At 70.4% G+C, this 14,526-nt stretch carries 12 protein-coding genes; 7 read left to right on the top strand and 5 right to left on the bottom strand.

Annotated elements, in window-relative coordinates; genetic code table 11:
- The first annotated feature begins 80 nt into the window (after positions 1–80).
- The 4 genes from ORV05_RS00350 to ORV05_RS00335 all read left to right on the top strand — a co-directional run bounded on the left by ORV05_RS00350 (position 81) and on the right by ORV05_RS00335 (position 4,452).
- Positions 81–1,580, top strand: coding sequence for a glutamate--cysteine ligase family protein (locus ORV05_RS00350; protein WP_268756440.1), 1,500 nt, complete (start codon positions 81–83; stop codon positions 1,578–1,580).
- A 209-nt stretch (positions 1,581–1,789) separates the two neighbouring features.
- Positions 1,790–2,410, top strand: coding sequence for a superoxide dismutase (locus ORV05_RS00345; protein WP_144586561.1), 621 nt, complete (start codon positions 1,790–1,792; stop codon positions 2,408–2,410).
- A gap of 101 nt (positions 2,411–2,511) precedes the next feature.
- Positions 2,512–3,339, top strand: a complete 828-nt coding sequence (locus tag ORV05_RS00340) for an arylamine N-acetyltransferase family protein (protein ID WP_268756439.1) — start codon at positions 2,512–2,514, stop codon at positions 3,337–3,339.
- A 108-nt stretch (positions 3,340–3,447) separates the two neighbouring features.
- Positions 3,448–4,452 (top strand): hypothetical protein, encoded by a 1,005-nt coding sequence (locus ORV05_RS00335; protein WP_268756438.1) that lies wholly within the window; start codon positions 3,448–3,450, stop codon positions 4,450–4,452.
- Here ORV05_RS00335 and ORV05_RS00330 read toward each other — a convergent pair.
- From ORV05_RS00330 to ORV05_RS00320, 3 genes are all read right to left on the bottom strand, one after another.
- Positions 4,406–5,755, bottom strand: coding sequence for an MFS transporter (locus ORV05_RS00330; RefSeq protein WP_268756437.1), 1,350 nt, complete (start codon positions 5,753–5,755; stop codon positions 4,406–4,408). The two genes, ORV05_RS00335 and ORV05_RS00330, sit on opposite strands and share 47 nt — an antisense overlap.
- Positions 5,756–5,856: 101 nt before the next feature.
- On the bottom strand, positions 5,857–6,279 hold the full coding sequence (locus ORV05_RS00325) for a MarR family winged helix-turn-helix transcriptional regulator (RefSeq protein ID WP_268760061.1): 423 nt from the start codon (positions 6,277–6,279) through the stop codon (positions 5,857–5,859).
- A 114-nt stretch (positions 6,280–6,393) separates the two neighbouring features.
- Positions 6,394–7,851 (bottom strand): NCS2 family permease, encoded by a 1,458-nt coding sequence (locus ORV05_RS00320; RefSeq protein WP_268756436.1) that lies wholly within the window; start codon positions 7,849–7,851, stop codon positions 6,394–6,396.
- A gap of 50 nt (positions 7,852–7,901) precedes the next feature.
- On the opposite strand from ORV05_RS00320, the gene ORV05_RS00315 reads away from it, so the two are divergent.
- Positions 7,902–8,189 (top strand): DUF2530 domain-containing protein, encoded by a 288-nt coding sequence (locus ORV05_RS00315; RefSeq protein WP_246127589.1) that lies wholly within the window; start codon positions 7,902–7,904, stop codon positions 8,187–8,189.
- 63 nt (positions 8,190–8,252) lie between these two features.
- Here ORV05_RS00315 and ORV05_RS00310 read toward each other — a convergent pair whose 3' ends face one another.
- Complete coding sequence (locus tag ORV05_RS00310; RefSeq protein WP_268756435.1) at positions 8,253–11,000, bottom strand: sacsin N-terminal ATP-binding-like domain-containing protein; 2,748 nt, start codon at positions 10,998–11,000, stop codon at positions 8,253–8,255.
- Positions 10,997–11,914 carry a DUF3027 domain-containing protein gene (locus ORV05_RS00305; protein ID WP_268756434.1) on the bottom strand — a complete coding sequence of 306 codons (918 nt, stop codon included), beginning with the start codon at positions 11,912–11,914 and terminating at the stop codon, positions 10,997–10,999. The genes ORV05_RS00310 and ORV05_RS00305 overlap by 4 nt, the downstream gene beginning before the upstream one ends.
- A gap of 114 nt (positions 11,915–12,028) precedes the next feature.
- Here ORV05_RS00305 and ORV05_RS00300 point away from each other — a divergent pair, with 114 nt between their 5' ends.
- Both ORV05_RS00300 and ORV05_RS00295 read left to right on the top strand, forming a co-directional pair.
- Entirely contained in the window at positions 12,029–12,808 is a 780-nt protein-coding gene (locus ORV05_RS00300) for a glutaminyl-peptide cyclotransferase (RefSeq protein ID WP_268756433.1), read from the top strand.
- Positions 12,809–12,849: 41 nt separating this feature from the next.
- Positions 12,850–14,526, top strand: coding sequence for an MFS transporter (locus ORV05_RS00295; protein ID WP_268756432.1), 1,677 nt, complete (start codon positions 12,850–12,852; stop codon positions 14,524–14,526).

Below are 14,526 nucleotides of genomic sequence, written 5' to 3'. Positions count from 1 at the left end.
ATGCTGTGTCACGGTGGTCCGCCAGGCATAGTGGTCGATGAGCCCGCGATGCCCGCGATACCAGGAGAAGCAGGGAGCAGATGGGCCAGGATCTCTCGGCGGACGGCTTCAATCCCCGCGACCGGGCGCGGTACCGACGCAAGGTCCAACGGTGCCTCGACACGCTGGGAATGATGCTGTCGGAGGGCGTCTTCTCCTTTCCCCGGAGGCATATCGGGCTGGAAGTGGAGCTGAACCTGGTCGACGCCGCGATGCGCCCGTCGATGACCAACGCCGAGGTGCTGGAGGCGCTGGACAACCCGTCCTTCACCAACGAACTGTCCCAGCACAACATCGAAATCAACGTGCCGCCGCGGCCGCTGGCCGGTGACTCGATGCTCGCGCTCGAACACGATCTGCGGGAGTACATCGAGAAGGCGGAAGAGAAGGCGGGCGCATCCGGCGCCCGGCCCGCCATGATCGGCATCCTGCCGACCCTGACCCCGGACCACTTCGACCAGAAGTGGATCACCAACAACACCCGCTACACCATGCTCAACGACCAGATCTTCGCGGCGCGCGGCGAGGAGATGACGCTGTCCATGGACGGCGCCGCGCTGACCGGCCATCCGCCGGAACGGCTGCGCACCTCGGCGGAGTCGATCCTGCCGGAGGCGGCGTGCACCTCGGTGCAGCTGCACCTGCAGGTCGCGCCCGAGGAGTTCGCCGCGCACTGGAACGCGGCGCAGTGCCTGGCCGGGGTGCAGGTGGCGGTGGGGGCGAATTCGCCGTTCCTGCTCGGCAAGGCCCTTTGGCACGAAACGCGCATTCCACTGTTCCTGCAGGCGACCGACACCCGCCCGGAGGAACTGAAGAACCAGGGCGTGCGCCCGAGGGTGTGGTTCGGCGAGCGGTGGATCACCTCGATCTTCGACCTGTTCGAGGAAAACGTCCGCTACTTCCCCGGCCTGCTCCCGGAGACCGACGGCGAGGACCCGCTGGAGGCATTGGCGGCGGGGCGGGCGCCGAAGCTCACCGAACTGCGGCTGCACAACGGCACCGTGTGGCGCTGGAACCGCCCGGTGTACGACGTGGTGGACGGCAGACCGCACCTTCGGGTGGAAAACAGGGTGCTGCCCGCCGGACCGACCGTGGTGGACATGATGGCCAACGCCGCGTTCTTCTTCGGCGCACAGCGCGCGCTCGCCGAGGCGGAGCGTCCAGTATGGACACGGATGTCCTTCCAGTCCGCGGAGGAGAACCTCTATGCGGGCGCCCGCAACGGTTTCGACGCGCAGTTGTACTGGCCCGGTCTCGGCTGGCTGCACCCGGACGAGCTGATGCTGCGTGTGCTGCTCCCGCTCGCCTACGACGGCCTGCGGCGGGCACGCGTTTCAGAGGCGGCGATCAACCGGTTCCTCGGCGTGATCGAGCAGCGGTGTCTCACCCGCCGCAACGGCGCATGGTGGCAGCGGGAGACGGTGGCGCGCGCGCAGCGGGGCGGCGCGGACCGTGAGGCCGCGCTGTCGGCGATGCTCTCCCGCTATCTCGAACTGGCCCGGACCGAGGAACCCGTGCACACTTGGCCGCTGGAGGCCTGATCACGCCGCGGACGCACCACCACGCAAACTTCCCGACAGGCTTATTTCGTGATCACCCTTACACTTGACCTCCAGCATGCTGGAGCTTGCAGGCTGTCCGTGGACGGCATCCCGGATCGCGGACGGCCCGCTCCCCGGTTAGCCACTGGATACGGTAGCTACTAGTTTGGTAGCGCAGGGATTTTGCGGCAGAACAAGAAGGAGGGCTGATGGCCCGGTACGAGCTTCCCGACCTTGACTACGACTACGGTGCGCTGGCTCCGCACATCTCGGGTGAGATCAACGAGCTGCACCACAGCAAGCACCACGCGGCCTACGTGAAGGGTGCGAACGACACCCTGGACAAGCTCGCGGAGGCGCGCGAGAAGGGCGACTTCGGTTCGATCGTCGGCCTGGAGACCACGCTGGCGTTCAACCTGGCCGGTCACGCGAACCACGTCGTGTGGTGGAAGATCCTGTCGCCGGAAGGCGGCGACAAGCCGACCGGCGAGCTGGCCGCCGCGATCGACGAGGCGTTCGGTTCGTTCGACAAGTTCCAGGCCCAGTTCACCGCGGTCGCCACCACCATCCAGGGCAACGGCTGGGCGGCGCTGTCCTGGGACCCGATCGGCAAGACGCTGATCACCCAGCAGCTGCGCGACCACCACAACAACCTGATCCTGCCGACCGTGCCGGTCCTGCTGGTCGACGTGTGGGAGCACGCCTTCTACCTCGACTACAAGAACGTCAAGGCGGACTACGTCAAGGCGCTGTGGAACATCTACAACTGGGGCGAGATCAGCAAGCGGTTCGACAACGCCGTTTCCGGCGGCAACGGCCTGCTGGTCTGAAACCGGTTCGAGCCTGACCCCCCGGGGTCCTTCCCGTAGCGGAAGGGCCCCGTTTTTTATCGGCTTGACCTCCACCGTGGTCGAGATGCGACGGTAGGCCCATGGCCAGCCGTTCCCACCCCCGTCCCGGCACTCCGTTCGATGTGGACGCCTACCTCGCGCGCATCGGAGCCGCACGTCCCGCCGCCCCTTCCGCCGCCGCACTGCGCGAGTTGCACGAGCGCCACCTGCTGTCGGTGCCGTTCGAAAACCTCAGCGTGCACCTGCCCGAGCGAATCGATCTGGACGAGGACGCACTGTTCGACAAGATCGTGCGCAGGCACCGCGGAGGGTTCTGCTACGAGCTGAACGGGGCCTTCGCCGCTTTGCTGCGGGCACTGGGATTCGAGGTCTCGCTGCTCTCGGGCAGGGTGTACGGCGAGGGCGGCAGGCTCGGCGCGCCGTTCGACCATCTGGCCCTGCGGGTGGACCTGGACGAGCCGTGGCTGGTGGACGTGGGTTTCGGCCGGTTCAGCCGCCACCCGCTGCGCTGGAACGCCTGCGAGTCCCAGTCCGATCCGGATGGTGAGTTCCTGCTGCTGGACGCCCCGGACGGCGACATCGAGGTGCGCCACGACGGGAAGCCCGCGTACCGGCTGGAGAGCCGCCCGCGTGAACTCGCGGATTTCGCCCCGACCTGCTGGTGGCAGGCGACCTCACCGGACTCGCATTTCACGCGGGGACTGACCTGCTCGCGAGCGACCGAGCAGGGTCGCGTCACCCTCGCCGGGGAACGGCTGATCGAGACGGTGGACGGCGAGCGGATCGAGCGGACGCTGGACGGTGCGGAGATCGTGGCGGCCTATCGCACCCTGTTCGGGATCGAACTGCACGCGGCCCCGTCTCCGGGATCCTTCCCGGCGACGGGGCCGCGTTCGTTCCCGAACTGACTGCCGCTCCCACCACGAAGCGGATATCAATAAGGTTAGCCTAACCTGAATCGCCGTGGCAAGGGGATCGTCGTCCCGTCCGGTCCGCCACCCGATAGGTTGCAGTCCGTGAAGACGTCGACCGTGCTCGTCATCGTGGTGGGAGTGCTGCTTTCCTTCGCCTCGGTGGCGACCGCGGCGGGCTACCTGTGGTCACACGACGTCCACGACCGGCCCGCCGCCGCGCCCACGCTGCCCGCGATCTGGCCGTCCAAGGGCGGTCAGGCCCTGCGCGCGGTGCCGATTCCCAGCGGGGAAATGCTCACGGCACTGCCACCGGACACCGGGCCGCACGTGCTCTGCCAGGCCCTCAGCCAGCAGCGCTGGGATGCGCTGCTGGGGTCCAGAACGCTGCGCGAGGTCCGCGACGGCGCCTGTCACGCGATCACCGCCACCCACGAGGTGACCCTGAGGCTCGCCGCCGCGCCCGCCGCACTGGAGGATCCGCACACCGTCGATGTCGCCGGTCTCACCGGCGAGGCCGAGTACCTGGCGCCGGAGGTCAACGCCCGGCTCGACGTGCGGCTGACCTCGGCGGCCCCCACGCCGCAGATCAACCCCTACCTCCTGGTCGAGGTCGGCCGGACGAGCCCCGCCGCACCGGCGGCCACGCAGGCACCGGACGAACTCGCCGGCTCCCTCGCCACCGAGATCGTGCGCGCCACCATGGCCCCGGGGCTCAGCCTGCCCACCCAGAACGCGGCACAGACGATCGCCTTCCGCAACCAGGCCCCGGTGCCGGAGCACGGCATCGCCGACTCGCCGTGGCCGGTGATCTCCTGGCAGTTGTGCACCGCCCTGCTCGGGAAACTCGGCGGAACGGCCAAGCCCCGGTTCGACGGGCGGTGCACCGTGCGCGGGGTCGAGGCCGTCTACACCGACGACGTCTCGCCCCGCGTCTATCCGGACACGCTGGCGGGCAGGCCGGCGATGATCACCGACAAGCTCGTCGCGGTCAAGCTCACCGACGACTCCGCCCAGGAGGTCAGCTTCAGCGGCGGCAGCGACGGCAGCGACGGCAAGGCGCTCAGAGCGCTCGCCGAGTCGGTACTGCCGTCCTTGCTCGCGCACTGACCCGGCGGGGTGCCGCGCGGCGTTCGACGGGGAGCTCGACGACGGGCTCGGACCGGGAAAACAACACGCGCAGACCGGCCAGACGACGACGCCCCGGGAAGGTCACCCCGCCGCGGCGGGCGAGCACGGCGGCGCAGGCCACCGCGACGATCACCGAGATCACGCCGCCGATCGAAAAGGGCGAGCGGCCGCCGAAGGTGGTCGCCATCCAGCCCACCATGGGCCCGGCGATCGGGCTGCCCCCGATGAGGACCAGCACGTACAGCCCCATCACGCGGCCCCGCATCTCGGCGCTCACCGCGGTCTGGACCAGTGCGTTGGCCGTGTTGAGGAACGTGATCGTGGCGAAGCCCAGCGGGATCAGCGCGATCCCGAAGACCAGGTAGGTGGGCATGAAAGCGGCCAGCGTCTCCAGCACGCCGAGGCTGCCCGCCGCGATCAGCAGCAGCCGGACGTTCGGCTTGCGCTTCGCCCCACGCCGGGCGGCCATCAGCGAACCGGTGAACGTCCCCACCGCGAGCAAAGTGGACAGTAGGCCGTACCCGTCGGCCGCGGTGCCGAAGACGTTGCGCGCCACGATCGCCAGCGACGTGAAGAAGGTGATCCCGAAGGTGCTGACGAAGAACACCAGCACCATCACCGCGACCAGGTCCGAGCGGCCCCGCACGTAGGCAAGACCCTCCCGCAACTGCCCCTTCGCGCGCGGCACCGTGCGGCCGCGCACCAGCCGGTCCGGCTTCATCAGCAGCAGACCGGCGATGACGGCCAGCGTGCTGATCGCGTTGACCAGGAACATCCAGCCGGTACCGGCCGCGGTGATGCCGAACCCGGCGATCGCGGGCCCGACGATCCTGGCCATGTTGAACACCGCGGAGTTGAGCGCGACCGCGTTGGGAATCTGGTCGCGTCCCACCATTTCCGCGACGAACGACTGGCGCACCGGCACATCCAGCGCACTGAACACACCGAGCACGACACACAGCAGGTAGACCTGCCATAGGGTGACCACCCCGGCGGTGTCCAGCAGCCCGAGCACCAGCGCCTGCACCGCGATCCCGCTCTGGATGAACAGGCTCAGCCGCCGCTTGTCGACCCGGTCGGCCAGCACGCCCGCCCACAGGGACAGCAGTACGGTCGGGGCGAACTGCAGGGCCACCGCGATGCCGAGCGCGACGGGGTTGTTGCCGGACAGCTCGAAAACCAGCCAGTCCTGCGCGATGCGCTGCATCCAGGTGCCGATGTTGGAGATCACCTGGCCGGAGAAGAACAGCCGGTAGTTGCGGATCCGCAGCGAGGCGAACATGCCGGACTTGCGTGGGATCCGGCCGGGTGGGGCCTGCCCCCGGGTAGCTGTCGTCGTAGTGGTGATCTTCTGGACTTCGCTACCCGTTCTCGGCCGCACCGTTATTCGTTCCCCGCCATCCTGTCGATGATCTCGGCGGCGCGAGCGAGGATTTCTCGCTCATCACCGCTCAGTTCCGCCAATTTGCGGTCCAACCAGGCCTCTCGTGCGGAGACGGTCTCGTCGATGAACTTCAGCCCGCTCTCGGTGAGCGTGACGATCGACTGCCTGCCGTCGGTGGGGTGAGGGCCACGGCGCACGTAACCCATCTCCTCCAGCGCGGCGATCACCCTGGTCATCGACGGCGGCTGCACGCCTTCCTTGGCGGCAAGCTTGCCCGGTGTGAGCGGCCCGCACTTGTGCAGCGTGGACAGTGCCGCGATCTGCGTGAGCGAGACGTTCTGGTCGGTCCGCTGTGCCCGGAGTCTGCGGTTGAGCCGCACCACGGCCAGCCTCAGCCGACCCGCCAGGGCGCGCTCCCGCATTTCGGACACATACTTAGCATACCTCACGATCCCGGAAGAGCTTTGCCGTGAGGGGACCCCTCACAGCAAACAGGGCCGTGAGGGGGTTCCTCACGGCCCTGTTTGCCACGCGAACTACCGCAGGGCGGCCTGGATCGGGCCGACGGCGAAGTAGGCGACGAACGCGAGGGCGATGATCCACATCAGCGGGTGGACCTTGCGGGCCCTGCCGGTGACGGCCTGGATGACGACGTAGCTGATGAAACCGGCCCCGATGCCGTTGGCGATCGAGTAGGTGAACGGCATCACCACGATGGTCAGGAAGGCGGGCAGCGCCACCGAGAAGTCGGTGAAGTCGATCTCCTTGACCTGCCGGATCATCAGCGCGCCGACCACCACGAGCGCCGGCGCGGCCGCTTCCACCGGCACCGACGCGTACAGCGGTGTGAAAAACATCGCGGCGATGAACAACACACCCGTGACGATGTTCGCCAGACCGGTCCGCGCGCCCTCCGCGATACCGGACGCGGATTCGATGAACACGGTGTTGGAACTGGCCGAGCCGAAACCACCAGCGGCACCGGCCAGGCCCTCCACGAACAGCGCGCGGCCGACCCGCGGCAACTGGCCGTCCTTGCCGAGCTGGCCCGCCTCCTGGGCCAGGCCGGTCATCGTGCCCATGGCGTCGAAGAAGTCGGCCAGTACCAGGGTGAACACCAGCAGGAGCACGGTGATGACCGGCAGCCGCGTCCACGCCCCGAACGACACGTCGCCGACCAGCGACAGATCCGGCAGGCCGACCACCTTGGACGGCAGGGCCGGGTAGCCCAGGTTCCAGCCCTTCGGGTTCGTGCCCATGGACGGGCCCGCGTGCACGATCGACTCGACGACGATCGCCACCACGGTGGTGCCGAGCACGCCCAGCAGAATGCCGCCGCGCACCCGCTTCGCCACCAGGATCCCGGTCAGCAGCAGACCCACCACGAACACCGCGGTCGGCCACGAGGCGATGGAGCCGCTGATGCCCAGCCCCACCGGCACCGTGGTGTTCGCCGCGTCGGGCAGCCGCCGCACGAACCCGGCGTCGACCAGGCCGATGAAGGAGATGAACAGGCCGATGCCGACGGCGATCGCGGACTTGAGCGCCGCGGGCACCGCGTTGAACACGGCGGTGCGGAAGCCGGTGAGCACCAGCAGCACGATGATCAGACCCTCGATCACCACCAGGCCCATCGCCTCGGGCCAGGTGACCTGGGGGGCGATGGTGACCGCGAGCAGGCTGTTGATGCCCAGCCCGGTCGCGATGGCGAACGGGTACTGGGCGATCAGGCCCATCATGATGGTCAGCACCCCGGCGACCAGCGCGGTGACCGCCGCCACCTGGTTCGCGGGCAGGATGCCGCCGAGGACGTCCTTGTGGGCCGAGGCGTCGCTTGCGGAGAAGCTGCCGATGATCAGCGGGTTGAGCACGATGATGTAGGCCATCGTGACGAAGGTGACCAGTCCGCCGCGGATTTCGCGGCCAGTGGTCGACCCCCTTTCGCTGATCTTGAATAAACGGTCGAATCCCGACCGCGTGTCCTGCGCGACCATGCCTCCGCCTTCGTGGTGCTCGATGGTGACCCGCCGGTAGCCTTCCTGACGTGACCGATCCGAGCAAGGGCGGGGACGGCAAGGTCTCCTTGCGTCCCGTACCGGAGTTGCCCGCCCGCCTGACCGCGCTGTTCCCGATCGTCGTGGTCGGGTGTTTCGCGTGGCTGGCCGGGGTCGTCGCGTTCGCGATCCACGACCTCGGATTCGGTCACTCGCCGAGTGTGTGGCTGTGGACCTGCGTCGCCGGCGTCGTGCTCAGCCTCATCGGCATGGGCATTATGACCTGGCAGCGAGCGGCGGCCCGGCGCGGCTCCCGCTCCGCGCAGACCGGCATCTAGCGAGGTCAGGTCCCATTACCGCTTGGTAGTTCAACGGTCACGTTGTGCTGCAGGCGCAGGCGGTCAGGTGTAGAGGGTCAGCGGGTCCGGGTCGTCGAGCAGCGTCTCGATGAGGTGGCGGTCCGCCCAGTGACCGGACGCCCAGGCGAAGGCCCGCGCCAGCGCGGCCGGGGTGTCCTCCGCGTGATGTTCCCCGTGAAACGAGCCACTTTCGACCCACCACGGCGCGTCGTGCTTGACACCGTCGATCTCGACGATCAACTCCTCGTGCACCACGACCCCGCCCTCGGGCAACGGGATGTCCAGCAGTTCCGCGGCCAGGCAGATCGCGGTCAGCTCGGCCCACGGCACGTACTCGCCCTCCGGCAGCCGCGCCGAGACGAGCTCGCTGAGCAGCGGCACATCCAGCAGTTCCGCGAGGCGCTCCGCCCCCTCCGGGACCGCGACGAGCCGTCCCGTCGGCCATACCGCGGCGAGCCAGGGCCGGTCGAGCACGGCCGCATGCTCGGCGTCGACCACCGTGCCATCGAGCGCCCGCACGCGCTCCGGCGCGTCGAGCTCCGCCCAGTCCAGATCCGCACCGGCGAGCTCGGTGTGGGCGCGCGCGACCAGGCCCGGGGCCACCACCCGCGCCGGATCGCCCAGCCGGTCCAGGAGATCGGCGGCGTCCTCCAGGTCGTCGACGACGAGTTCCGCGCGCACCCCGGCCGCGGCCAGCACGTCCGCCCGGACCCCGACGTCCGGCACCGGGTCGTACAGCCCGGCGAGCCCGTCCGCCTCCGGAAGCCGCCACCAGTCCGGTGCGTGCCCGGCGAGTAGCGCGTTGCGCGCGAGCCAGTTCCCGGTCGGCCCCGTGGTGAGTTCCTGCCAGGTATCCCGCTCCGCGGCCAGCAGCCGCAGCGCCTCCGGCCACGCGTCATCGGCGACGAGGTCGAGATCGCGGACGCCCTCGGCGGTCACGGTGAAGGAGTCCTGGACGCCGACGGCGGTGAGCACCCTGGACGGCCAGCGCTGCGCGAACTCCTCGTCCAGCACCGAAAGCGGGCTCTCTTCGCCCAGCGCTTCGGGATCGAACACCCTCAACAGCGGCGAGGTCGGCAGCACCAGTTCGTCGGCCCGGCGCCAGCCCTCCTCCGAGGGCAGGGCCAACGCCCCGAGGTCTTCCCCGCCGGTCTCGGAAACCAGTCGCAGCACCGCTTCCACCAGCGGCCGTATGTCCAAACCGGACAGTGCGTCCTCGGTACTGCGCTCGACCGCGTCCCGCAGCGCGGGCGTTTCGAGCAGCTCCGCGGGCCCGGCCTCCCGCGCACCCAGCCGCTCCAGCAAGGGATGAGCGGCTTCGGGGTGCACCAGCCGAAGCCCGACCACGTCGGCGCCGGCCAACAGGTCCAGCAGTTCCGCGGAGGCGCCGAACAGGAGCGTGCCACGCGGCCCGGGCAGGGTGCGGCCGTCCGCGAGCGGGACCGGCAGTGCGCCCAGGTCCTCATCGCTCACCCAATGGGCTTCGACCAGCGGCAGCAGCACGTCGTAGAGCGAGCGCCACCAGTCCGGAGGGTGCTCGGCCCCGGTGAGCAGTTCGACGAGTTCCGGGATCTCCAGCCGCTCCGCGCCGACCGCGGCGAGCACCCGGACCGCCTCCGGCCCGGACACCGAAACCAGCCTCGGCACCACCTCGCCGAGCATGGTGACCAGTTCGGGCGACTCGACGTCGAGCACGCGCGCCCGCCGGGGCGCGATCTCACCTGTCTTCGCGGTCAGCCACGGCTGGGCCGCGAGCTCGGCGAGCACCGCTTCCCGCAGTTTCGCGTCCACTTCGGACAATGGGAAACCGGCCCTGGGCACCAGAAGGAGCCGCTGTCCGGGCTCGAACCGGCGGACGAGGTCGGGATAGGCGCGGGCGGGTGCGGTGAAATCGGCACCGGGCAGGACGCGTCGGCGCGAGGGCTCCAGCGCCACCGAGGCGATCAGGCGCGCGGGCAGCGACAACCGTTCGTCGGTCGGGGTCGGCGCGTGCAGCACGTCGCTCTCCAGCGGGACCGGCCCGGAGTCCACGGGCACCGCCCACAACCCGCCGGGCGCGTCCTGCACCAGCCAGCGGCGGACCGTGCCGTCCGGCGCGGAGATCACCACCTGTTCGTCCTCGGCCGACCGTTCCCAGACCGAGTCGCCCACCTCGACGCGGGCCAGCCAGGGCAGGGCGAGCAGCAGGTCCTCGACCTCGGTGGTGAGCCTCGCGAACAGTGCGGCGGGATCGACGTCCTCCCGCAACGGCAGGCGGACCTCGGTGTCGAACCCCTCCGGCACCGCCTCCTCGACCGGCCACGGCAGGCGCAGCACCGGCACCTCGCCGTCCCGTCCCGGCTCGTGTCCCACCGCCTCCCGGGTCCGCGCTTCCGAGAAGGCGACCCCACCGGTGCGCGACACCACGCGCGGTTCGCTGGTGACGGCGAGGACGGCGGCGAAGCCCACCCCGAACTGCCCCACGGTGTCCTGGGTGTGCCTCTTGGCCGAAGCGCGCAGTGAAGCCAGGGAGGCGACCCCCGCGGCGTCCAGCGGTGCCCCGGTGTTGGCGACCCTCAGCTCGCCTCCGGCGAGCTCCACGCGAAGCCTGCCCGGCACACCAGCGGTCAGCGCGGCATCCGCCGCGTTCTGCGCCAACTCCACCAGCAGGCGATCCCGGTAGGCACCGACCCGCAGATCGCGTTCGGCGTTGGTGTCTTCGGTGAACCGGGTCGGCGAATCGGCCCACGCGCGCAGTACCGAGGCGCGCAGGGCCTCCGTGCCGAACGGATCCCGCTCGGGCGTGCTCACTCGGCGGAGCCGTCTCCGTCGGCCGCCTCGTCCTGCGCGGTGGCCTCCACCGTCTCGCTCGTCTCGGCCACTTCCCCGTCGGCCACTTCCCCGTCGTCGGCCACCTCTCCGTCCGGCGTCTCCCTGTCGGGCGTCTCCGGGGCGGGCGGCTCGGTGTCCAGTGGCTCGGTGTCGAGCAGGGAATCGTCGTAGACCAGCTCGGCCACCGGCACCGAGGAGGTCAGCTCGACCTCGATCTCGGAATGCGCCCCGCAGCCGTACTCCACGTTCACCACCCGGCCGTCGGCCGGGGAGATCTCGTTGCCGCACACCCCGAAGGCCGCGCGCAGCGATCCCGCCAGCGGCAGGTAGAAGCCACAGGTCCCGCACGCCTCCGGCGCGCTGCGCGCCATGTCGGAGCGCGGGCCGAACTCGCCGTTGCGCCACCGGGTCGCCGCCTCGGTCCGCCCGAGCCGGGACAACACGTGCACGCGGCCCAGCCCGGCCTCGTGGGCGACCTCCTCGACCGCCGGATCGTCGGACCGCAGGTACGCGGGCACCAGCCGCGGATCCTCGGCGTCGGTGGGGAAGATGTCGCCCACCCCGAGGTCGCCGGGGCGCACCCGATGCTCCCACGGCACCCACTTCGGCGCGGTCAGCGCGTCCGGCCCCGGCATCAGTACGACCTCGCTCACCGTGACCGGGGCGTCCGGACCGGCCGCGGCCACCGTGACCGACCAGTGCCAGCCCCGGTAACCGGGAACGGCCGCTTCGAACAGGTGACTGGCGGATACCGCGTCCTCACGGTGGACGCCCGCGTGGGCGCCGACCTGCTCAGCCCCGGCCTCGTCGACCGCGGCCGCGCGGGCGAGCTCGACGGCGTCGGCGAGGGCCCGCTGGACGGAACCGTCATCGAGGGTGAGCAGCAGGGTCATGAGTTCATTGTGACGCGACGAGCGAAAGAAAGGTGAGTCGGGGCTGGTCGCCGGGTGCCACCCGGCCGAGTGGACCGCTGGGCGGGAGGTGCGGGTCCGTGTCAGGGTGAGCCGATGCGCACACTCGCCACGATTTCACTCGCTCTGGGGCTGGCGCTGACCGGCTGCGCGGCGGGGGCCTCGCAGGCCTCCTCCCGCGTCCCGCAGTTGAAGGTCGACGTGCTGGAAACCCTCCCGCACGACACCTCCGCGTTCACCGAAGGGCTCGAATTCTCCGGGGACCTTCTCTACGAGAGCACCGGCCTGGAGGGCCACTCCGAGGTCAGGGTGGCTTGGGCGGGGCAGCCGCCGTCGGTGCGAGCGGCGATACCGGCCCCCCTGTTCGGCGAGGGCATCACCGTCACCGGCGGGGTGCTGTGGCAACTGACCTGGCGCGACGGCATCGCCATCGCCCGTGACCCGCGCACGCTCGCCGAACTGCGGCGCGTCACCTACCAGGGCGAGGGCTGGGGCCTGTGCCACCAGGACAGCGGCCGCCTGGTGATGAGCAACGGCTCCGACCGGCTGACCTTCCGCGACCCGGTCACCTTCGCCCCGCTCGGAGAGGTCACCGTGCACGCGGGCGCCGAGACGTACGACCAGCTCAACGAGCTGGAATGCGTCGGCGGCACCGTTTACGCCAACGTCTGGCAGACCGGCCGCATCCTGCGCATCGACGCCGCCACCGGCGAGGTGACCGGCGTCATCGACGCCTCCGGCCTGCTCACCCCCGAGCAGCAGGCCCGCGCCGACGTGCTCAACGGGATCGCCGCCGTGCCCGGCACGGACGAGTTCCTCATCACCGGGAAGCTGTGGCCGACGATGTTCCGGGTGAAATTCGTCGGCACCAGCTGATCAGGCGGCATCGCGTCGCCCGGTTGGGGCAAGATTGGTCCGTGGGTCGCAAACGGAAGTGGACACCGGAGCCGGGGGCCGGCCAGCCCTGGCGGCCCAGCGCGCCCAGCCACTTCTACGCCGAGCCCCCGGGACGCCCGGCGGAAGAGCCGCCGACGCACGCCTTCCGCCCGCCGCCACCCGCGCGCGGGGCGCGGCCGTACCCACCGCGCCCGCCGGAACGCCAGGGCCCGCCCCCGCCGCGTCGCACCGAACCGCTCTACGAGCACTACGACACCGACGGCTACCCGCCCGGAGTTCAGCCATCCCGGGACGAGGAAACGCACCACAGCCGCTTGGAGGCCCCCACGGGCGTCCCCCGGCTGCCGAAGAAGATCACGGTGACCAGGGTCGCCGCACTGCGAAGCCGTGAACTCGGCGGCAAGGCGGTCGGCGCGTTCCAGCGCGCCACCAGGGCCGACGGGGCCGACAAATCCGGGCTCACCGCGCTGACCTACGCGGTGATGCTCAACTACGCCAGCGACGCGACCATGGCCGTGGCGCTGGCCAACACCCTGTTCTTCGCCGCCACCAGCGGCGAGAGCCGCGGCCGGGTCGCGCTGTACCTGCTCATCACCATCGCCCCGTTCGCGCTGGTGGCCCCGGTGATCGGCCCGGCACTGGACCGGATCCAGCGGGGCAGGCGGCTGGCCATGTGCCTGTCGTCGCTCGGCCAGGGCCTGATGGCCGTGCTCATGGCACTGCACTTCGACGACTGGGGCCTCTACCCGGCCGCGCTGGGCATGATGGTGCTGTCCAAGTCGTACACCGTGCTCAAGTCCGCGGTCGCCCCCCGCGTGGTGCCGCCTGAGATCACCCTGTCCAAGACCAACGCGCGGCTCACCGTCTTCGGCCTGGCCGCGGGCGGGGTGTTCGGCGGCATCGCCAGCGGGGTCAACGCGCTGACCGGCCCGGCGGGCGCACTGTGGTTCACCGCACTGGTCTGCGTGGCCGCGGCCGTGCAGTCCATGCGCATCCCGTCGTGGGTCGAGGTCACCGAGGGCGAGGTGCCCACCTCGCTCATCAAGGCCCGCCCCGGTCCGAAGAAGCGGCAGCCACTCAGTGAGGACGTGGTGCTCTCGCTGTGGGGCAACGGTGCCATCCGGGTGCTCACCGGGTTCCTGATGATGTTCGCGGCCTTCGCGGTCAAGGCACAGGCCGAAAGCACCGGCCAGACCCCGTTCACCCAGTTGCTGCTGCTCGGCGTGATCGGCGCCGCCGCCGGGATCGGCGGCTTCGCGGGCAACGCGCTCGGCTCGCGGCTGCACTTCGGCCGCCCGGGGCAGGTCGTGGTCGGCTCCCTCGCCGCGGCGCTCGGCTCGACCGTGCTCGCCACCGTCCTCGCCGGGATCGCCACCGCGGCCGTGGTCGGCCTGGTCGGCGCCACGGCCAGCGCGCTGGCCAAGATCAGCCTCGACGCGGTGATCCAGACCGACCTGCCCGAACAGTCGCGCGCCTCGGCGTTCGGCCGCTCCGAAACGGTGCTGCAACTGGCCTGGTGCCTCGGCGGCGCGATCGGGCTGCTGCTGCCCCCGGTCTACTGGGTCGGTTTCCTGGTGGTGTCGCTGCTGCTGGCTCTCGGCCTGACCCAGACGGTGCTGCTGCAGCGCGGCGGCTCGCTCGTGCCGTGGGCCACGAGGAGAAGGGCCGAACAGCCGGTCCGCACGACCGGCTCGTAA

Source organism: Amycolatopsis cynarae, assembly GCF_026802195.1.
Classification (GTDB): domain Bacteria; phylum Actinomycetota; class Actinomycetes; order Mycobacteriales; family Pseudonocardiaceae; genus Amycolatopsis_E; species Amycolatopsis_E rhizosphaerae.
This window is presented reverse-complemented; position numbering and strand designations above follow the sequence as displayed.

What these genes read in the sequence shown, in the direction of transcription:
- ORV05_RS00350 (WP_268756440.1), top strand. Translation starts at nt 81, where the DNA reads ATGGGCCAGGATCTCTCGGCGGACGGCTTCAATCCCCGCGACCGGGCG.
- ORV05_RS00345 (WP_144586561.1), top strand. Translation starts at nt 1,790, where the DNA reads ATGGCCCGGTACGAGCTTCCCGACCTTGACTACGACTACGGTGCGCTG.
- ORV05_RS00340 (WP_268756439.1), top strand. Translation starts at nt 2,512, where the DNA reads ATGGCCAGCCGTTCCCACCCCCGTCCCGGCACTCCGTTCGATGTGGAC.
- ORV05_RS00330 (WP_268756437.1), bottom strand. Translation starts at nt 5,755, where the DNA reads ATGTTCGCCTCGCTGCGGATCCGCAACTACCGGCTGTTCTTCTCCGGC.
- ORV05_RS00325 (WP_268760061.1), bottom strand. Translation starts at nt 6,279, where the DNA reads ATGCGGGAGCGCGCCCTGGCGGGTCGGCTGAGGCTGGCCGTGGTGCGG.
- ORV05_RS00320 (WP_268756436.1), bottom strand. Translation starts at nt 7,851, where the DNA reads ATGGTCGCGCAGGACACGCGGTCGGGATTCGACCGTTTATTCAAGATC.
- ORV05_RS00305 (WP_268756434.1), bottom strand. Translation starts at nt 11,914, where the DNA reads ATGACCCTGCTGCTCACCCTCGATGACGGTTCCGTCCAGCGGGCCCTC.
- ORV05_RS00300 (WP_268756433.1), top strand. Translation starts at nt 12,029, where the DNA reads ATGCGCACACTCGCCACGATTTCACTCGCTCTGGGGCTGGCGCTGACC.